Consider the following 20,438-nt stretch of genomic DNA (forward strand, 5'->3'; position numbering starts at 1 on the left):
ACTCAGCGCCACGCTCTTGATGGCGACCTTGGCAACACCAGCCCAGGCTGCCCGGCCAAAGTCAAAAGTCCCAGGGGATTTGCGATGCCGCGCGTTGCACTGCTGTCTCGCTATCCAAAAAATGTCGGAAGGGCCACGACAACAAAGTGCGCAAGCTGACAGGGATCGCCCATTGCAGCGACTGATAGGCGATCGTTTGGATGACGATCCGTTTGGAATTTGTCGACCCAAGACATCAATGACGTTTACCTATTTGCCAATTTGAATAAAACCAAGCGCCAAGGCTGCCGCGCGGGTTGTACGACCAGAGCCAAATTGATGTAGTTGACTTGATTGTTGTGGCGAGGGGGCTTGAAATTGATCCGTTAGATATCGTGAAATTTGTAGTTTCTAAGACCGCCCGACAGCAGTGCCTATAAATCTGATAATCAATGTTATGTTTTATAGGTGCATATAATAGGCTAAAAATATTGGACGGGCCAAAGTGGCCCGAAAATGGACCCCCGGTCCAGGGAGCTCCTAAGGGGATGATTTTAAATCAAAAAAACTCATGCCTAGGAAAAAATACCGTTTTTTTGTAAATTTAAAATATTTCAATGCCTTACGCAATAAAGTACAGAGCTGCGTAATCTGTACAAAATTGTATCAGGCCGCAGGGCCGATAGAACATCAATATACCGAAGGTCGTATTGCTATTTTCCCTCGAAGACGGGACATAGCAAGTTCGTTTTGCGGCCCACAGAGATGCAAACGCCCTTCCATTCCTATCGTTTAGAATGGTCGTCAAATCCTTGGCCCTCGTCATCGCTTTTAACGTTGACGTCGCCCCCCCTGCCCTCCTTTGCAATTGAAAATATGAAATGGTCGAAAACCGGAGACTTTCGCCTCGCGAAGAGAACTTGTTTCAACAACTCACGGGGATACATGGGTCAGGATTGGATCACATTCGGTCAAAGAAATCTTCAAGCGCCATCAATTACGCACGTTCCCCCCTGCCCTAGCGAACGTTGGATCACCTGAAAAACGGCTTCTGAACAAGACACAAAGTTGAAATATGAAAGTATTTATCAGGCTGAATCATTGCGATGCAAATGATTCCAATTCGTGATGTGAAATCAATATCCGGAACGTTCATACCCATGATGATCGCGCCGGAGAGGTCATTTTCAAGGGCCCAAAGCAGGTAGAACTCACGTTCAGCTAACCTTGGCGCGTTTGCTAAATACTTGCGTAGAGGGGTTGCAGAACCAGGTCTGTGTTCCGATCTCGACTGGCAGATACGGCCAGTTCATGAACTCACGACCTCGATCAAACGTAATAGATCTTCGGGCGACTGGCGCAGGTCTTTCATGGCATTTAAGATTTTGCCCATGATCGGTTCGGTGCGCTTGTTTGTGTTCTTCAGGACTGCGGTGAAGCGGCTAACACGCCCGCCATACGATAACAACGCTTGGCACCTACCTGAGCACAGATCACGATGCATCACCCAAAAAAAAGCAAGAACTGCGATATGGGCTTCATGATCGTAAGGCCTATGCAATATTTTTTGTTTCGCATGCGAAACAAATGCCAAGAATTGGCAATGCGTGTTTTACGACTGGCGTTTTTTCAGCCAAATGTTCAAATCCCTTATCAGCGCCTCATCAACGCCCTCCCCCGTTAGTTCCGCACGGCCATCTTTCGGATGAAAGGTGACTTTGACTTGGGTCACGGGTTTTGATGCTTTGGGGCGGGCCCCGTTTGCGCGCTTTTCAATCAACAACACAGCGGCCTCAGCCTCAGCTGAAGTCGGCTTTGCTTGCGCGAGCCGCGCTTTCATAGCCTCAGCATTGGCAGGGTCCGCTTGAATTCTTTTGGCCAGTTCAAGACCTGTGCGTTCACTCAAGGCCGACGGAAACTGCAAGACCCCGTCTAGAGTTTCAACGAGGACCATAAAACTTTTAATCTTGGAACGTTTCGCACGCGAAACATTTGAAAACAGAGTCTGAAGAGCTTGTTTAGGGTCTGTATAAACCCCCTGCTCCAAAGCTTTGACCACAACACGAGCACGCTCATAGAAGCTAATGTCAGAGCGAATTTCGTTTTCTTCCACCATCGCGACATAAGCATCCGAAGAGGTTTTCGGCTGGCGTACAATGGCCAAAACTTCAGGCGTGCCGATCTCAGAAAGCGCAACCATACGGCGCCAACCAGAGATCAAACCATAGCGCGGCTCAGCCCCTGCCCCGCGATCCACAACCTCAATGGGTGTTTGCTGACCACGGGCCTTTAGGCTGGATTTAAGTACATCTAAATCATCGCTATGGACATGAACGCGGTCACGCACAAGATGGTCCATATCAATCTGCGTGAGGCTCAACACCTCAACGATACGCCCCTCAGAGCGGGCCTTGGCCACCATGTCAGTCATTTCAGTGAGCGCCGCGGTCATCGCCGCTTCGCCTGCGACATGCGCGATCGGCGGGCGACTTGTGGTTTTGGCCACACCCATCGAAAACATCGCTTTGGCCTCAGGAGCCTGCGCCTCAATTTCGGCTTCATTTGGGGCGATTGGGTCATCACCGCCAAGAAAATTCGAACGGGCAGGGGTCAGTCTTTTACGTTTCGCCATGCGTCATCTCCTGTGCGTCTATCTCGTCGCGCCGCCAGCTGCCCAGAAGCAACCGTTTGAACGCTGCATAGGTTTCATCAAAAGTCTGGCGACCACGGGCATAGGTTTCACGGTTGAAATCGCGATAATCGGCTTCATAGATGCCATTCACTTGCTCGCCGGCTTGGCCAATCAAAGCGGTGAAATCTTGCCTGTGAGGCGACAGGGTTTTGCCCAAGTAAGCCTGCATCAAAGACCCTAACTCACCTTGTTGTGCCCCATCATAGCGGGTGATCACCGTGCGCACGGCATCCCATTCAAAGTTTAGTTCCTCGCGGCCCAAAGCCCGCGCTGCCATGTTTTCTCCGTCCTCAATAGATTGAAAGGTGGAATGCAGCATGTCAAAGAAACGGCCTGTGGAATCGAACTCCAAGAACGACGCCCCAAGAGGCACCAGCAAAATGTCAGACGCAGCCAAACCGTTGATCGTCAGATAGCCGAGGGCAGGGGGGGTGTCGAGGAACACGATATCATAGTCATCAAGTACGCCGTCTGCTTCCAACACATCCGTGAGAGCATCCCAAAGTTTCCAGCCACGGCCCTGCATGCGCCACACTGGAATTTGAAATTCGGACCAATACAAATTAAGCTGCGCGCCGATCAAATCAATGTTTGGCCAATGGGTCGATTGGATCACGTTTTGGGCTTTGACCTTCAAGGCCTCTGTGAGGGTCTCATCAAGGGGCACTGGGGCCTCTCCACGATCCATACGGGACTGGTTGGCCTGACGCTGGTGTGTGGCGTAGTGACGGGCCAGTAAAGGGAACACCGTGCCCCATTCGTCCTCGACCTTACCACCAAAAATGGAGGTCATCGATCCTTGGCTGTCCAGATCAATCACCAGAACCTTGTACCCATCCAAAGCAGCTGACATCGCCAAATGCGCAGCCGTAGAGGTTTTGCCAACGCCGCCTTTGAAATTGGCGACAGCAACGATTTTTGCAGGCAGGCCTTTTGGCCGGTAAGGCACGTATTCTTTGCTCTTAGATCCTTCAGCTGCGAAATGCGCGCGCAGTTTCAGAACCTCATCGAGGGTGAACCATTTTGCACCGCCATCTGTTTCAGAACTGCCTTGAGGTAAATCTGGATTGGATCGCAACACGCGCCTGAAATGTGGTGTGGCAACTGGGATGAGATAGCGGGTGATTTCCCATGTGGAAAACAGTCTAAGCTTTTTGTGACCTGCTTCATTCATGCCCCGAGAGGCAAGATCATCACGTCCTCGGCTGCAGGCTTCTGCGATACTGGCAAAGCCTTTTGTGTTCACAGGTGCTTCGAGATCAAGCATGGCTTGATCAGGATCGATGTTGAAATAGGGGGGCTGGATGGTGCTGTCTTTGGTCATTGCCAAACCTCATATGCCGCGTTTTCATTAGAATACTGCAAAAAGCGACACATGGAAGTAAAACTGTACCATTGCGAATCAATTTGTTGAAAAGCTTGGTGTTTTTAAAGTGGGGCGCGGGTTGGAATAATGGGTCAGAAAAAAAATGCAGTGTTATATTTAAGTTATTTATTAGTTAAGGGGTCAAGGTGAATTCTATATCTATATGAAATAAAACAAAAAAAATGCGATCTGAAAACCATAGGCGACTCTGAACCCACGATAGGGTGATTCTGAACCCACGTTCAAGCGACTCTGAACCCACGTTGGAAGGACTGGACCGTTCAAGCTCCTATCTTTAAGCTGGGTGTTAATAAAACCCCGAAGGGGAAACAGTGAATTCGCTTCAATGATGAGCAGTCAGGGACAAGCATGGCAGGCGCAGTGACAACTGCTGGGGCAGGGGGGCTTTTACCTGACCGGCATCCGCAAATTGATTTTTTTCTTTGCGATATTTTTGATGCTATTCCCAAGGATGATTTGGCGACGATGGAGCATCCGATGTTCTCGCTGTCCACGCGTCCCGACAGACGCATTTTGTCTTACGAACACAACGGAACCCAGATCGAGGTCACGCCCTCTGTCAAAGGTTTGGCGACGATCCACGACAAAGATATTTTGATTTTTTGCGTCAGCCAATTGATGGCGGCGCTCAACATGGGGCGCGCGATCAGCCGCACGCTGACCTTGACTGCCCATGATTTGTTGGTGGCGACAAATCGCGAAACCAGTGGGGACTCTTACCGGCGTTTGACAGAAGCTTTTGATCGTCTCGCAGGCACGCGGATCAAAACCAACATCGTGATCGGTGACCATGAGGTGACATCTGGATTTGGCCTGATTGAAAGCTGGGAAATCGAGCGCAAAACCCGCGGTGGGCGGATGTTGAATGTCTCAGTCACCTTGTCGGAATGGCTGTTTAGAGCCGTTATGTCGAAGTCGGTTCTGACGCTCAGCCGCGATTATTTCAGATTGCGCAAACCGCTGGAACGTCGGGTCTATGAGCTGGCGCGCAAACATTGCGGTAAGCAAGACTATTGGCGGGTGTCGGTGCAAACCCTGCTGAAAAAATCAGGATCGGCCAGTCCGCGCCGTGTGTTTCGCAAAATGATCCGCGATATGATCGTGGCCAATCAGTTGCCCGATTATGAGATCGCAGAAGAAGAGGGTGACATCATCCGCTTTACGGCCCGCGCGCGGGTTTTGGAAAACGATGGGCCCACACTTGGGCCGTTGCCTGGGGCTGTGTTCGAGCGCGCGCGCGACATCGCACCCGGTTGGGATGTTTACGCGCTTGAGGCGGATTGGCGTGCCTATTGGGCGGCCTCTGGCCACCCGCGATTGCATTCCGTCGAACAAGCCTTTTTGGGGTATGTCAAAGTGCGCGCGGCCAAAAGATAGGGTTATCTAGGCAAGGTTCGCAACGCGACATACCCCAAGTTTTCGCTGATCCATTGACGCGATTGCACCAGCTGACGGCTGTCGCGTTCCACCCAGAAGAAATTACGAAACTTGGTTTGCGTGTTGCGGCAGTCCTCGTAATATAGATCGGTATTGGCAGTATAGCCGCCTAAGTCGACAGGGGCTTGCTTTTGAAAGGTCACGCTGCAGCGAAACGCGAGTATTTCGGCTTGGCTCTCGCCATTGATATGCGTGATAAACCGCTCTGTGATGCCATTACGCCCGGCTTTGAGCGCTGCAAGGGTTTGATAAGGATCCGCAGCAAGTTGATCAGCCCCCAAGCCCCGTGTGGCAATGATCATACCGTCTTTCATTCCCAAAGACAGCCGGTCCAATGAGATCCATGTCTCTTCGCCCTTGGCGTTCGTTGTTTGGCGCACGAAAGCCGTAAACGCATTTGGGATGGACTGAAGCGACATGATCAATTCTGGCGCACCAGCGGCCTCATAGGCCAAAAAGGTTTCGTCTGGCTCTATTGCATCCTTCCCGCCGATGAAGTCCGCCAACAGGTTGGAGTTGTCAGGATCTGAGGAACAGGCGGTGAGGCCTGCGATCAGGGTGAGGGCAAGGCCAAAGGGCCGCAAGGCAGTTGTAAAACTCATCTCCAGAACCTCCCCCAACGGTCTTCTAACTCGGTTGTATGGCTATCTCTGACGACGTCATAAAGTCTATTGCGTACATCCAATCGCGCGCCACCATCACGCAAAACAGGACGAATGGTTGTGCCGTACCCGCCTTGAGTGGCCGACCCCGTGAGCCAATCCACAGGGACAGAAAAACGAATGCCTTTGTCAAAGGAGCCTTCGCCGAAATCGTCAAAGGACACATCGGTGAGCGTGAAAAACGCGCCAACACGGAAACCATTGTCAAATTCGCGATCAAAAGACACCGTCGCCCCATAGTCACCCGCAAGATAGCGTCCGACATCAAGCTGTCCCAAATATCCGCCACCGAAATCGTAGTAAGCCGATGCGTGGCCGGTCACGATGTCATAGTCTTGAAAGCCGAACAGCTGGTCGAAATCACGTTTGACTGCGTAGTTGAGTTCAGCGCCAAAGGCCAAGTTTCCGTTGACGGGTTTCCAAAGTACTTCGCCTGAGACACCGCCATACATGGTTTCAAGATAGCCTGCTGTGGCGCGCCCATATAGGTTTTGGCCGGGGCGGAAGAAATACTCGGCCGTCAGGGTTTTAATTTGAAAATCAGATTGCTTGGCGTATTCAGCCGCGTCGGTGCGGACATGTGGCAAAACAGAATTTGATTCCCGCGTGCTGGTTGAGAGGTTTCCTATCACCGGTTGACGCACTGTACCCGACAAAATCAGACCGCTGGCCGGTTCATAAGAGGTCTCAAATTGCAGCCCCACATCGGCGCGCACGGGGTTGTCTGGATCAAATAAGGAGGGGTCAAGATAGGGTGTCAGACGCCAATCAAATTTGGGATAAATGCCCTCAATGGTCTCAGCTTCGCTGCGCGCGGCATCTTCAAAATCGGCGCGTGCAAAACTTTTCCAGCTGTTTTCAAGATCATATTCAAGCGCTTCTAGATCGCGGCGCTGCAATGTTGTGCGTGAGGTTGTGATCCCGTTGGCAACGGATTCCAATTTGAAGGTTGTGATGTTGCTCGGCAAATTATTCGCCAAAATACGTGCTGTACGACCCAATGCTTGAGCTTGAGCTGGGAAGCGACCATTCTCAATGCGTACTGTTGCTGTAGAGCCCTCGATTTTGATGCCTTCCAGCGCGATGCCTTGGTCGTCCAACGCTACGAACAGCGCACTGTCTTTTTGACGCACACTGCCTGCGTCCCATGACAGTGCCGCTTGGCTTTGACGTGGGAGCAAAGGAGAGGGGGCTTCCTCAATACCGCTTGGAAATTTAGGGTTTTGAGGCGACAGAGCTATAGACCCCATGATGCCGAACTCTGACCCGTATAAGGAGTAGACTGACACGTCGACCCCGTTTTGAAATCCATAGGAAAGAGCAGCATTGATCGGTGATTTGTGTTCAAATCCGATTTTACTGGTTTCTTGAGTATAAGCATCAGATGAATACTCGACCTTGAACGCAATACGGTCATTTATTTGCCAAGCAACTCCGCCAAACAAAGCCGCATCACCACGAAACCATTGATCTATTTCCAGCTGGCCGACTTCGGAAATACTGGTTGGGCCGTCGCCGCGCGTGTCAAATATATCACTGAAAATCGACAGTGGGTTTGAGAAGCTACCATATGAGCCTAGGCGTCCCCACCCGATACCGCCAGTGATCGACAGACTGTTATTCGCTAGATGTTTGGTCGCAGCGATGTATTCGGAGCTATAAAGCCCTGTGCCGCCAAAATCTCTAAGCCCGATAGCCACTGAGGGGCGCCATTCAGATTCTTTGAGAAGCAAGTATCCAAAATCAAAACTGCGATCATAACGATTGTTGCCGACCCCATCGTAATCGTCAATAATGGAATACCGAAAACTCCCAAACATCCTAGGCGTTATCTGAAAAGACAACGTGTATTTTTGAGCAATAGAAGAGATGTCAGTCGTCAGGATCACTTGCCCGTCAGTGAAAACTTCGCCTGTTGGCATGTCAATTAAACCTGGAGTGCCAAACACTGACACAGGAACGTCGAGTTCTGCCGCTTCAGTATAAGTGGCGCTTAGGAGAATGCTGGTCAGGCCGCTCCATAATATAAACTTTGCTGCCATTATTCTATCGAGCCTCTTACTATTTTTACAAATATAGCGGAGGTCAAGATACACCAAAAGCGACTAATTTTCGATTCCAAAGAATACGCAGCTATTGTGCCTTTAGAGCAAGCAATTTGCAGGAAAATTTAGATTCCAAGCTTTATTTCAGGTATTTTATTGTGTTCTTTTTGCCTATTTAGGGTAGGGAAGAAACCATGCTACCACATTGATTATCAAAGAGTCTCAAATGCCAAAACAAATGCCGTCTGAAATTGTGCTGAATGGTAGATTTTTGCTCCAAGATGTCACGGGGGTTCAGCGTGTCCAGCGTGAAGTTTTGGCCGCTCTTGATGAAATGGCGGCAGCCGGGGACATTCCGACGCCTATTGTCTTGCTGCCGGCGCAAGGGAATATCGTCGCTGAGCCTGTCTTGAAATCTATCAAGTTTACCCGAACAGGCCGTTTTTCGGGGCATCTGTGGGAACAGCTTGAATTGCCCAAATTGTGCAAAGGCAAGACGCTGCTGTGTCTTGGAAATACCGCGCCTGTTGTGTCGTTGTTGTCCAAAACCACGCGGGTTGTGACGATGGTGCATGATTTGTCCTATAAATACTTTCCGACGGCTTATAGCTGGAAGTTCAAGGCCTTTTATTCGACGCTTATTCCGCTTGTGCTGCGCAAAAGTGATGCGGTCGTGACGGTGTCTTTGGCTGAAAAGAAAGCAATGTCACGCCACTACCCTTTTTTGGCAGGCCTGTCCGGTTTTCACGGACTGCAAAACGGTGGATTGCCAGACGCAGTTGCAACAGCGTTTTTATCAGACGGTGTGCCTGATAAAGAACAACGCGGACATGGTATCTACGTAGGTTCCCTAAGTAAGCGCAAAAATGCGGACAGTGTTTTGAGGGCCGCGGTGACGTTTTTACAAACCTATCCTGATATGAAGTTTGTGGTCATTGGGGCGGGATCTTCTGTCTTTGAAAGTCTCTCGGTGGATGTGCCAGAGGATATTAAAGACCGACTTGAAATGTGGGGCCAAATCAACGATCCGCTTAAAATATACGATGCTTTCAAGCACGCACGCTTTTTGGTTTTCCCGTCGTTTTACGAAGCAAGCCCGCTGCCGCCGATCGAAGCAATGACTCTTGGCTGTGCGGTTGTGTCTTCCTCAATTCCCAGCTTGCAAGAACGCTGTGGCGACGCTGCCGTTTACTGCGACCCAGATGACTTGAGCTCGATTACGGCTGCCGTTGATCGCCTCATGACGGAACCTGATCTTTGGGAAAACCTGTCCCAAGCCGGGCGCGTACAAGCCGCGAAATATTCTTGGAAATCTCAAACAGAAGCGCTTTTGAATATTTGTGAAGATGTGGCATGAGCGTTCCAAAGCTTCGAATTCTGCATGAGACCAATCCTCAAAAATACTTCCCAGCTTTGTTTGAGCTCGCAGAAAATGGCGATGTAGAACTTGTTGGGACGCATCGCTACAGCGTGAGCAAAGAATGGCTTCGCGCTTGGCTGCGGGACAAGACGCCCTTTGTGAAACGAACACGCAACGCGCTTGGTGATTTGGCATTTCGTTTTAAAATCCCTTTCGTAAAAGACGAGACGATTGTTTTTGGTTTCGCGCCATGGGATTGGCGGCTCTTGATCTATCGTCAACTCGCACGTCGCAATCGCATTTTGTACCAGACATCTTGGCATGACTGGCGGTTCGATAAAACGCCACGCCAGCCGCGCCCACAGTGGTTCGCACGCTACATGCAGCGTCAGTGGAAAGCCTTTGTTGCTCACCCCAATGTCAAAGTCATCGCCGTGACGCCCATCGTCGCGCAGACGGTGAAGCAAGAAACCGGCGCCGATGCCACTGTCATTCCGCATGCGGTTCCAGAGGTTTTTTTCAAAGCTGGGCGCACGCGCACAATCCGTGAAAATGGTCCTTTAAAACTGATTTATGTGGGTGAGATTTCAGAAAAAAAAGGTATCTTGATCCTTTTGGATTTGATGTCTCGTTTGCATACAAAAGGCGTGACGCTCACTGTTGTGGGCAACGGACCGCTTGTTCCTGAAGTTAAAGCGGCACAGGCCCACGGCGTGACCTTTTTGGGTCCGATTTACGATAGAACACAACTGGCGCAAACAATGTCTGACCACGATGTTTTGATGCTGTTGTCGCAACGCACCAAAACATGGGAAGAGCTTTTTGGCATCGTGATTGTCGAAGCTATTGCAGCGGGCCTTGCCGTTATTTCCTCAGATCATATAGGGCCACGTGGCATCTTTACTCCCTTGGGTCCGAGCGGATTATTTGATGAAATCGACGTCGAAGCTGTGGAACGTCATATTGAATCTCTGGCTGCTGACAGTGAGCACTTTGCTATCGTGCAAACCCAGCAATGCGCACTGGCCGACGCATATTCTTCAGCTAAAGTTTCTGAGCAGTGGCATAAACACTTGGAACACTCATGAACCAAATAGCGACCCTCATTTCACTGGTGTCATTGCCTATCTTGTTCGTGCTCACTGTCATGTCGCCTTTTGTGGCATCCAATGCCGTGGTGCTTGGAATGTCGATCACCTATGTGTTCGCAAGTGCGTTGTGTTTTCTCGCCATGATACTTGATGATCGTAAAGGCGGTGTCTCGTTCATGTTCGAATTCTTTTTGCTATTTTTCATCGCAGTACCGGCAAGCCTGCAAATTTCAGTGGGTGTCTTCCCTTGGTTTGCTAAATTGGAGCCACAGTATATGGCGGGTGGGTTTGGCTTAATTACGCTCAGCCACCTTTCCTATCACCTCGGATGGCTGCTGGCTGCGCACAAAACAACTCATGCTCACACCCCCACCCCACTTACGTTGTCTTCACAGGACGCTCTTTTTTACACCAAATGGGCTTGGGGGTTTGCCGCGGTGGCGACGCTGTTCGCGCTCGGCGCGGGTCCATCGAATTTGTTTGTGGCAAGGTTCGAACGCGCCGGTGCGAATTTCGGCGGCTTGACACAGCAATTCTTGTTTATGTGTCGCTCTATTGGCCTCTTGGCGATCGTGATGATGTTGTATCTGTGTAAGAATGTTCAAAGCCGCAGAATAAAGAGACAAAACATATATGCTCTCGTCATTTATGCCCCCGTTTTTTCTGTGATCTACTACCTTCCAGCGCTGCCGCGGTTCATTCTGTTCGGGCTTTTTTTAGCCATCAGCACCATGTTCGTTAACTATTTTTACCCACGGGTCAAAGCGCTCGTGGCTGGAGCGGCAGTGTTTATGTTGTTCATTGTTTTCCCTGTCATCAAATCTTTGGGCGCAGGAGAGTTGAACTGGGCTGGGTTCGCAAGACGCGCTGATTTAAGTGCTATTTCTGCCTATCTTTTACGTGTCGATTTTGACGGATTTATGCAGATCACCTCTACGGTCCAGTATCTGAGCGAAGATATCGGCGGTATCCGCTATGGTGAAAACTTCTTGGGGGTGCTGTTGTTTTTTATCCCCCGAGGAATTTGGCACGGAAAGCCAATTGATACCGGCGACATTGTCGCCAATGGGTTAAGTTTTTGGTACACAAATGTTTCAAGTCCTTTGCCAGCAGAGGCTCTCATGGCGTTTGGATATGTTGGACCCGTTTTGGTGTTTGGGTTACTTGCCTACTGGGTTTATCGAATAGAAAGCCTTGCAAAACCGAGCTTAGCTCAAGTACCTGTGGCAAAATCTGTCTTTTTATATGCGATACTTATGGGCTTCATCGTCATCATCATGAGGGGTGCGCTGAATGGTGTTGCCCCACAATTCGCATCTGCGTTTTTGTGTTTTTACATAATGCAGTTTGCGAAAACGCACAAAATCGTTTGGAGCAGAAAGGCGAGAACATGATCGATTTCATTATCCTTGGTGCACAAAAGGCCGCGACGTCGGCGTTGCAAGACAGCCTTCGCCTTCATCCATCGGTTTTCATGCCCATGGGGGAAAGTCCCTTTTTTGAGGATCCTGATTTTGCGTCGCAACCTTGGGAAACCTTTTCTGAGACGGCCCCAAGCGGAACGATCAAGGGCATCAAACGTCCAGACTATTTATGTTCGGACCAAGCGATCGAGCGCATTTCCACGGCGCTTCCTGAATGCAAATTTATCGTTGTGCTACGCGAGCCCATCAGCCGGACAATATCGAGCTACTGCTATATGGTGCGCCATGCGCATTTGCCTGCGCTGCCCTTAAATGTAGGCCTCGCAGAGTGCCTGCGTGCCTATGAAGCGGGCGAAAACTCTCGTGCTGCGACGGTCATTTCATACAGCCTGTATGGGGCCTATCTGGACAAATGGTTTCAAGCCTATCCCAAAGAAAATTTTCTTGTACTCCCGCAAAAATCTGTTGGAGAAAACTTACGTGGTGCCTTGGTTCAGTGTCTTGAACACATTGGCGTTGAAGGTGATGCATCGGCGGATATTGCCATAAAGGCGGGAGAGAGCAACGTGGGCCTTTACGATCCTAAAATGCTTAAAATAGCCCGGATTGGCAGCTTGTTGAAAACACGTCCCATCAAAGGGTCATATCGTCGAGAGCCGCGCAGTATACCGATGCGCGCATTTGGCTCGCTTTTTAGTAAATATGCGGAAGCACGTGCTCTGCAAAAACAACAAATACGTGAAACATTGTCTACGGATCTAACCGAGAAATTGACGCATTTGTTTGATAGAGATTTGGAAACACTCGAGGCCTTACTGGATGCGCGCGAATTGGGTTGGAAATAAAATATGGATTTTAAAATAGAGAAATATAAAAACCTTGTTAGGCCGATTTACGTGCGATGTTGGCGCCTATGGATCCGATTGTGGGAACGTCCCAAGGGCAATTACCCAGTTGCCATTCAAGGGATTCAACGATCTGGAACAAACTTTCTGACGGCACTTTTGGATCAAGGCTCTTACCGTATTCTCAATCGGCTTGATCCAAAACGCCATGATCCGCGACATAAGCACTGTCGATGGCAAGCGGATAAATCCACCATTGTTATGGATGATCAGTATCGCAACACACTGTCTGCGTCGTCTGTGCGTGAGATCAATACTCTTTGCGGTTACGCGCCCGAGACCAAACACATCATTCTTTTTCGTGCACCTGAGCCCTGGCTGAACTCGATTTTCCGCTGGGGCCTTGAAGCTGAATGGTACCCTTCGGAAGACGCATTTTTTGAACAACAGCTTCATGTTGCTTACTGGCGCGAATGGGACGCATTTTATGCCTTTTGGCAAGACCGCCAGCGTCAAGAGCCAGACCAAGTATTGATCGTCTCTCACAAAAAAATGATTGAAAATCCGCAAGACGGCCTGAAGCGAATTGATGCCTTTATGGGCGTGGTTCGCGCGCCGCATGAAACGGCCTTTACACCCATTGAAAAAGTACGTCACTCGCGTCCAATTGGAGAAAAACGAGAACCTCTTGATCGCGCTGAACTTACAGACGTTCTGGACATGCCAACGCAGTTTGATTGGCAAAGTTATATGCAGGGAAATGAGCAGGCATGAGAGTTTTAGCATGGCCTAAATCGAAGAATAGGGCACAAAACCCTTTTCAAAGCCTTCTATATTCAGCAGTTGATCTCCAAGAGGGCGTAGACGTCGCAGAATTTGGCGTGAAACCTTTTCTATTCGGACCAAAGGCCGATGTTTTGCATATTCATTGGCCTGACGTCTTCTTGGCGACAGGCCATGGCTGGCGGTTTTGGTTTCGCTACTGTTTGATCCGCTTTTTGTTCGCCGTTGCGGCACTTCGGCAAACGCCGGTTGTCTGGACAGCACACAATTTAAAGCGAACAGGCCAGCGGAACTCTAAACAGCTCGAATTGGTTTTCTGGCCTTGGTTCACGAAGCGAATAGATGGCCTCATCTACATGACTAAAGCGTCAAAAATCGACGCAGAACAGCAGCTTCCAGAACTTGCAGGCATACCCAGTTCTATAATCCCACACGGGCATTACCTCGCGGCGATTGAAGAGAGTTTGCAAGGGCAGGATGCTCTGGCGTCCACTGACGTACCTTCGTCTTCACAGGCCGGAGGGTATCTGTTTTTCGGCTCCATCACGCGGTACAAAAATGCGCATAAATTGCTGCAAGCGTTTTTGCAACTTCCAACCGGCAGCGCGCAGCTGACAATCAAGGGCAAAATGAGTGCGTCTAGCCCAGATAACGATCTGATGAATCTTTTAAATACCCTGCCCCCAGAACGCACCAGCGATGTTATCTTTGAAAACAGGTTTTTGAGCGAAGATGAACTCGTTGATGCTATTCAACGCAGCGATCTTGTGGTTTTCCCATACTCCGACGTGCTCAATTCAGGTGCCGCACTTTTTGCGCTTTCTGTTGGGCGACCTATTTTGGCGAGTGACACGGCGCTGTTTCGTGAGTTGCGAAGCCAAGTTGGAGAAGATTGGGTGCGCTTGATAGATGGAGAGTTAGACGCCGCGCAGCTGTCCGTTGCACTGGATCAAGCGCGGGTTCAAAAGACCAAGGGCCTAGCCCCCGATCTTTCAGTCTTTGACTGGAACCGTATAGCCAAACAGACTGTTGATTTTTACCAATATGTTATCGATGCACAAAAAGGCCCTAAAGCATGAAGTCTATACTGCTTAAGCTGGGAAAGCTGATGGGCGTGCGTGTGTTGGCGATTGTGCTGACATTCGTTCAAACCATCGTCATGACGCGGGTGTTCGGCAGTGAAGTTTTCGGGCTTTTGTCTTTTGGCCTATCCATTTCTGCCTTGCTTATTCTAGTGCTGTCCTTTGGCCTTGATCAGGTTTTGATGCGGGACATCGCGCGGTTCGGAAAAGCGGTTGCACCGAAGACAGAGCGCTGGACGCATGTTTGGCACCTTATACGCCGTTGGGTCATTCCTGTGACGCTCACCGTAGCTGTGACAGGCGTTCTTGTGTCAGAATTGACAGATTTAGCTGGTGTGTATCGTGTGTCCTTGATCGGTACTTTTTTAATGTTGCCGGTGATACTTTTTCGCAAATACGTTGAAGCGATTTCGCTGGGCACGAAGCAAGTTGTGCGTTCGATCATAGGATCACAAATAGCTTATCCAATCTTGATGATTATTGGTGGATTGAGCGTCATGGCTTTGGGGCTTGGCAGCTCTGCTATGACGGTGACGGCGACATATGTTTGCGCTGGATTTGGCAGCCTTATTGTCGCGATCCTGCTCATCTATCCTACTTTTTCGTCCCTGCGTGCAGATGGCTTTGGGGCCCGCGATATTGTGGGGGAAAGCCCTGGTCACCGCGCAATTTTGACGAGTGGCGGGCATTTTGCCTTGGTCGCGTTTGGCTTCATCTTGGGGCAACATATCTCCGTGCTGATGACTGGTGTTTTGGCTGGCCCAGAAGATGTCGCTCTGGTCAGGATCGCTGCACGAGTGGCTGAAATGGCTGGCTTGATGCGCACCATCGTTTTGCTGCAGTACAAACCCTTGCTCGCCGAAGCCTATGGCAAAGGTGACACAGCCCTTTTACAAAAACATGCGTATTTTATGTCAAAGGTTCTGACCATAACAGGCGTGCCAGCCACACTTGGCCTTTGGATATTTGCAGACCGTGTCATGGGGGTGTTTGGCCCTGAGTTTGTTGACGGCGCTTGGGCGATGCGACTTTATGTGAGTGGCGTATTTTTTCTGCTGATTTGTGGTCCTGGCAGTACCTTCTTATCGTTTTGTGGCCAAGAGCATCTGGCATCACGTAATTTACTTGTTTCGGTGGCAATCCAGTTTGTTCTGAACTTGTTTTTGATCCCGCTCTTCGGTCCGGAGGGATGTGCCGCAGCAAGTTGTGTTGCCATGACATATTTGGCCTTTTCAGGTCGACGTTTGGCCATTCAAAAAGTCGGAGTAGATCCATCCATTTTCGTCATTTTCAAGAAAGTGTGAGTGCTAAATGAAAAGTACAATTTTGAAAAGTCTATGGGGGTTGGGGGGCACTTCAACACCGTGTTTTATATCTGGATCTCCACGTTCTGGAACCACGTGGATATTGGAGGTTCTGGAAAAAATTGCCGAGGCGCGCATCCATTGGGAGCCGCTGAACTGGCACCTGTATAATAGCGCCTACGACCGCTCGACCGATCCTTTGAATTGGATGAGACCCAATGAAGAGACCTTGGAAAACCACCCCGAGCTGGCGCAAGAGCTCTCTCGTATTCTTAAAGGCGGGGTGCCAAGCAAGCCCGCTATGATGCGCATTGCACATCTCTCAGCGATACAAAACGCTGTCCGTTTGGTCAGTGCAAAAGACACTGTCGTCAAGTTTGTCTTTGCTCAAAGAGCTCTGTCATGGATGGCCAAAAACACTGCGGGAAAGGGATGCGTGATTTTGCGACACCCCATGTCTGTCGTGAGTTCGCAATACCATCACCCATATCGCCCCGATGGAAAGTGGGCACAGCATCCTGAATGGACAGATGAAGTGATTTGCGCCAGCCATCCAATGGTTTCATTGCTTGAGGCAACACAATACTCTGCGTTGGAGCGTTTGATGAAGATCGATTTGCTCCCCGAGGGGCGATTGGCAATAACAGCCTGTCTCGACATGCTGGCCGCGCTAAACTCACCTGAGGCAAAGCAAAAATACGCCTTTGTTGCTTATGAATCCCTTTTAGGATCCCCTGAGAACTTTTTGAAGTTGGCCAATTTTTTAGATTTGCGCATAAAGGTTCAGCCCACGGTCGAGGAATTGCGCAAACGAAGCCGCACCACATCTGATCAGAATAAAAACTCTGGCACTGCTCGCCTCAGCTGTGAAGCCAGAGATCAAATTCAGATGATTATTGATGAGCTTGGTTTGGGGTTTTACAAACAGGATGGGTCTTTAGATCACGCAGCATTAAAAGCCCTAAAATTGCCCAATCTTATATCCGACTAAGCGGCTTTTTGTTGCGTATTCGGCGAAATGCACGGACGCATTAATCGGATGGCCTTAACTCTGGTGCCATATTTCCTTCAGTAAGTTAGAGCGGTTTGAAACGCCGCGTTTTTTTACTGAAGGAGACATCCATGACCAACCCTTTCGAAAATCGCGTGCCTAACTTGTCTGGCCCAGCTCTAGATATTTTGCCAGTCACGCCGGATGATATTATCGATTTGGCTGACGTTGCCGTAGCGCTCTATATTGAGACTGCAGGCACGGTCACATTTGTGTCCGCGCGCGACGCAACACGCACAGTTGAAGTCACAGATTTCGCTATTCTTCCCGTTGGCGTCAAAAGAGTGTTGGCCACAGGAACCACTGCTACTGGAATTCACGCATTTCTGGTGTCCTAATGTTTGGTACAAATTTCAAAATAACGACTTTGGCAACGCGGGCGCGAAGCATACAGCCAAACCCAAGTCAGTTGTCGAGTTTGAAAGCTTGGTTTGATCCCAGTGATCTGTCCACGCTGTATCAGGATGCCGCAGCAACTCTTCCTGTCGCTGCCGATGGTGACCAAGTTGGGGCTATGCTCGACAAAAGCGGAAATGGGTATCATTTGATGCAAGTTACAGCATCGGCCCGTCCAACATATCGCACCAATGGAACCCGCCATTGGCTTGAGTTCGACGGGATAAATAATACTTTATCCATCAACTCTCGTTTGGGTTTTTCCACAAACCCAAGCCTTACGATCAGTGCCAACCTTCAACCTGTAAGCTACAGCGCATCGGACCACAGGGTGCTCCACATAGGCGCAAGCGGCACTTCAGGAAATCTTGGGGCGGCGATTGGGCCAAGCGGCGCAGGGCAGGGGTGGCGCTATGACAATGGGAACGTATTGTTTTCACACCCAGATGCTGGATCAGATTATATCATGAGCTGGGTGCGCTCTGAAGGTGCAACATATGGCGCCGGGCGTGCGTTTCGCGACGGCATGGAATTGGTCTCCTCAGGGTCTTCTTCCGCGAGCAGCGTCCCTACAAATTCGACCGAAAGTATGAGTGTCGGCGCACGAGGGACAAGTTTATTTGCCAATATTTTATTATATGGGTTGGTCATTCTCGAGTCTGATTCAGACCTAGATCGTGCGCAAAGCGAAACTTGGGTTGGCACGCGTTGATCTACATTTCTTTATGAACGTCTACACGACATCACATGATGGAGTGTAGACGTTCATCTCGCTCAATGTAGCCCGCACTATAGTGAAGTAGATCTTAAAGCCGCCTTCACGGTTTGGGCAACGACTTAAAACTCGCGATCATATCCAAAGTGGTCGAAATCTTCTTTATGCAATTTATAGATACGCTTTTTGTGCCATCGCGTTAGCTTGGAGCGTAATGGCTTCCGGTGCGTTTTGCGTATGTTACGGCGTGGTAGAAGCGTCTTCTTGCCAAAAATATCCTCGAAGAGAGAATCTATCTCATCGGCGATATTTTCAAAGCGTATGATGTTTTTGACGAGGGATTTACCTTCAGTGTCGAATATAAACCGAGACTGTGGAACCATATGCCTTACCATGTCGACAAAATCGTTTTTGTATGGCCGCAGTAGGAACAGCCAAAAGGGTCCAGTTTTTCTGTACGGCCTATATGTATATTCAGAGCAGACACGATCATATGGATGACGGATGACGGCAAATGTCGTGTAGGCATCGTATGTTTCTTGGTCGATATGTCCAAGCTCTACATACTCACGGGCATAAAGATGCGCGAGGCGCTGCGGCCCTTTTTTGGGGTCTGTATTCTTCTTAAGAAGCAGCTCAGCCCGATCGTCCCAGTCTAGATTGAGATCTGCAAGAAAGGCCTCTTCAACGCTTTGCCCCGCCGCTTTTGGTATGTGAATGAAGATCGTTTTGTGCGCATGAGAAATCATAAAAATGTCCTTTCTCGACTTGGATTAAAGGAGCACCAAGTATCGGTTTCATCAAAATACAAATATGCTTGCGAGCCTCAAAGCGCTTTACAGCGCCAGATACAGAAACTTCGCAAGCCCCGATCGACTAGCTGCCAACCCGTCCTACCTGTTGCATCGTATTCACAATACACGTGCTAAGTTCACTGCGGAACCGATCTGCGCTAAAGTACAGGGCGTTGTCGCGACAGTTTTGTTCCGTGAACACACCATGTTCAGCTTCAACAGTATCGATTGCTTTCAACAATGCCTCAGGCGTTTGTTCATCAAACCAAACACCCGTCGGTTTTTCCATTGAAATATCTCGGACCGTTTCTGCGGTACCGCCCGCCCCCAAGGCAATAACAGGACAGCCACAGGCCTGCGCCTCAACGGGCACAATTCCGAAATCTTCCTTGGCGGCGAACACAAAGGCCCGCGCTTTTTGCATGTGCCGGCGCAGGTCGTCAAACGAAACGTGCCCTAATATTTCCACGTTAGGCCCCGCTTGCGCCCGAACACGTGCCATTTCAGGGCCATCGCCGGCAATAACGAGCTTAAGGTTTGGGCGCTCGGAAAATGCCTTTGCGATCATTGGAACCTGTTTGTAAGGAACCATGCGCGAGGCCGTGAAATAGTAATCTTCGCGCCCCTCTTGACCCAGTTGAAACGCAGCGGTGTCAACCGGCGGGTAAATGACTTGAGCATCACGGCGATAGGTTTTCCAAATACGCTTGCGAATAAACTCAGAATTCGCGACAAACTGGTCTACTTGAGGCACCGTGCGCATGTCCCACATGCGAAACTTGTGCATCATGCTATGTGCTAAGTGACGTTTTAAGACTGCAGCAATACCATCAATGCCATTAATATATTCAAACGTCAGATCCCATGCATACCGTGCCGGAGAATGCACATACGCAACATGCGCTTGCTCTGGCGATGTCAAAACGCCCTTGGCCAAAGCCGCAGATGAGCTAACAACAACATCATGATGTGTAACATCGAATTTTTCGATGGCGCGTGTGCAGTTGAGCAACAGATAACGATAGTACTTTTGAATGCCAGGCAAGCTATTGAGACTCGACACATGTACGGGAAGCGTATTTGCGACGTCCTTGCGTTCGTCTTCTGACAAAAAGTCAAAAAGTGTATAAATGGCGCCATGATCGAACATGCGCGCAATTTCTGCAACGACGCGCTCGCCGCCAGCCACAGTGGGCAGCCAGTCATGAACCAAGCCTACATTGATATCTTTAAAGAGAGTATTTTGCTGCACAACCATCCCAATCATTTAGACGCAAAAATTTATGCGTCACTTCTTAACGGTTTTTGTCCACTTCAATCCGCGCCGAAGAGGTCGCGGGTGAAGATTTTGTCGGGGGCATCGGCGATGTCATCGGTGACGCGGTTGGCGA

The 20,438-nt window shown here is 49.7% G+C and carries 17 protein-coding genes; 11 read left to right on the forward strand and 6 right to left on the reverse strand.

Annotation, left to right across the window (positions count from 1 at the left end):
• Window positions 1–1,591: 1,591 nt before the first annotated feature.
• Window positions 1,592–2,611 (reverse strand): ParB N-terminal domain-containing protein, encoded by a 1,020-nt coding sequence (locus tag WNY38_RS17370; RefSeq protein ID WP_342858633.1) that lies wholly within the window; start codon window positions 2,609–2,611, stop codon window positions 1,592–1,594.
• Window positions 2,598–3,995 carry an AAA family ATPase gene (locus WNY38_RS17375; protein WP_342858634.1) on the reverse strand — a complete coding sequence of 466 codons (1,398 nt, stop codon included), beginning with the start codon at window positions 3,993–3,995 and terminating at the stop codon, window positions 2,598–2,600. Before WNY38_RS17375 ends, WNY38_RS17370 begins: the two co-directional genes overlap by 14 nt.
• Window positions 3,996–4,406: 411 nt before the next feature.
• Between WNY38_RS17375 and WNY38_RS17380 the strand changes: the two genes are divergently transcribed.
• Window positions 4,407–5,435 carry a replication initiator protein A gene (locus WNY38_RS17380; protein WP_342858635.1) on the forward strand — a complete coding sequence of 343 codons (1,029 nt, stop codon included), beginning with the start codon at window positions 4,407–4,409 and terminating at the stop codon, window positions 5,433–5,435.
• A gap of 2 nt (window positions 5,436–5,437) precedes the next feature.
• Here WNY38_RS17380 and WNY38_RS17385 read toward each other — a convergent pair whose 3' ends face one another.
• Both WNY38_RS17385 and WNY38_RS17390 read right to left on the reverse strand, forming a co-directional pair.
• Entirely contained in the window at window positions 5,438–6,097 is a 660-nt protein-coding gene (locus WNY38_RS17385; protein WP_342858636.1) for a YjbF family lipoprotein, read from the reverse strand.
• A complete protein-coding gene (locus WNY38_RS17390; protein ID WP_342858637.1) occupies window positions 6,094–8,199 on the reverse strand; it encodes a YjbH domain-containing protein in 2,106 nt (701 codons plus the stop codon). The genes WNY38_RS17385 and WNY38_RS17390 overlap by 4 nt, the downstream gene beginning before the upstream one ends.
• 229 nt (window positions 8,200–8,428) lie before the next feature.
• On the opposite strand from WNY38_RS17390, the gene WNY38_RS17395 reads away from it, so the two are divergent.
• The 10 genes from WNY38_RS17395 (at window position 8,429) to WNY38_RS17440 (ending at window position 18,250) form a co-directional block, all read left to right on the forward strand.
• A complete protein-coding gene (locus tag WNY38_RS17395; protein WP_342858638.1) occupies window positions 8,429–9,559 on the forward strand; it encodes a glycosyltransferase family 1 protein in 1,131 nt (376 codons plus the stop codon).
• Window positions 9,556–10,650, forward strand: coding sequence for a glycosyltransferase (locus WNY38_RS17400; protein WP_342858639.1), 1,095 nt, complete (start codon window positions 9,556–9,558; stop codon window positions 10,648–10,650). The genes WNY38_RS17395 and WNY38_RS17400 overlap by 4 nt, the downstream gene beginning before the upstream one ends.
• Window positions 10,647–12,047, forward strand: coding sequence for a hypothetical protein (locus WNY38_RS17405; protein WP_342858640.1), 1,401 nt, complete (start codon window positions 10,647–10,649; stop codon window positions 12,045–12,047). The genes WNY38_RS17400 and WNY38_RS17405 overlap by 4 nt, the downstream gene beginning before the upstream one ends.
• Window positions 12,044–12,922 (forward strand): sulfotransferase domain-containing protein, encoded by an 879-nt coding sequence (locus WNY38_RS17410; protein ID WP_342858641.1) that lies wholly within the window; start codon window positions 12,044–12,046, stop codon window positions 12,920–12,922. The genes WNY38_RS17405 and WNY38_RS17410 overlap by 4 nt, the downstream gene beginning before the upstream one ends.
• Window positions 12,923–13,000: 78 nt before the next feature.
• The gene (locus tag WNY38_RS17415) at window positions 13,001–13,696 is read left to right on the forward strand and encodes a sulfotransferase domain-containing protein (RefSeq protein WP_342858642.1); all 696 of its coding nucleotides are present in this window, start codon (window positions 13,001–13,003) and stop codon (window positions 13,694–13,696) included.
• 365 nt (window positions 13,697–14,061) lie between these two features.
• Window positions 14,062–14,784, forward strand: a complete 723-nt coding sequence (locus WNY38_RS17420; protein ID WP_342858643.1) for a glycosyltransferase — start codon at window positions 14,062–14,064, stop codon at window positions 14,782–14,784.
• The gene (locus WNY38_RS17425) at window positions 14,781–16,091 is read left to right on the forward strand and encodes a polysaccharide biosynthesis C-terminal domain-containing protein (RefSeq protein ID WP_342858644.1); all 1,311 of its coding nucleotides are present in this window, start codon (window positions 14,781–14,783) and stop codon (window positions 16,089–16,091) included. The genes WNY38_RS17420 and WNY38_RS17425 overlap by 4 nt, the downstream gene beginning before the upstream one ends.
• Before the next feature lie 7 nt (window positions 16,092–16,098).
• Entirely contained in the window at window positions 16,099–17,082 is a 984-nt protein-coding gene (locus WNY38_RS17430) for a sulfotransferase domain-containing protein (protein ID WP_342858645.1), read from the forward strand.
• A gap of 131 nt (window positions 17,083–17,213) precedes the next feature.
• Window positions 17,214–17,480, forward strand: a complete 267-nt coding sequence (locus WNY38_RS17435; RefSeq protein ID WP_342858646.1) for a hypothetical protein — start codon at window positions 17,214–17,216, stop codon at window positions 17,478–17,480.
• A complete protein-coding gene (locus WNY38_RS17440; protein WP_342858647.1) occupies window positions 17,480–18,250 on the forward strand; it encodes a hypothetical protein in 771 nt (256 codons plus the stop codon). Before WNY38_RS17435 ends, WNY38_RS17440 begins: the two co-directional genes overlap by 1 nt.
• A gap of 125 nt (window positions 18,251–18,375) precedes the next feature.
• On the opposite strand, the gene WNY38_RS17445 is transcribed toward WNY38_RS17440, so the two are convergent.
• Complete coding sequence (locus WNY38_RS17445) at window positions 18,376–19,002, reverse strand: sulfotransferase family 2 domain-containing protein (RefSeq protein WP_342858648.1); 627 nt, start codon at window positions 19,000–19,002, stop codon at window positions 18,376–18,378.
• Between the two features lie 127 nt (window positions 19,003–19,129).
• Window positions 19,130–20,314: a glycosyltransferase gene (locus WNY38_RS17450; protein ID WP_342858649.1), complete on the reverse strand. Its 1,185-nt coding sequence runs from the start codon at window positions 20,312–20,314 to the stop codon at window positions 19,130–19,132.
• Window positions 20,315–20,438: the final 124 nt, after the last annotated feature.

Origin of the sequence: Pacificibacter sp. AS14, from assembly GCF_038899935.1 — a bacterium.
In the GTDB taxonomy this organism is placed as follows: Bacteria; Pseudomonadota; Alphaproteobacteria; order Rhodobacterales; family Rhodobacteraceae; genus Celeribacter.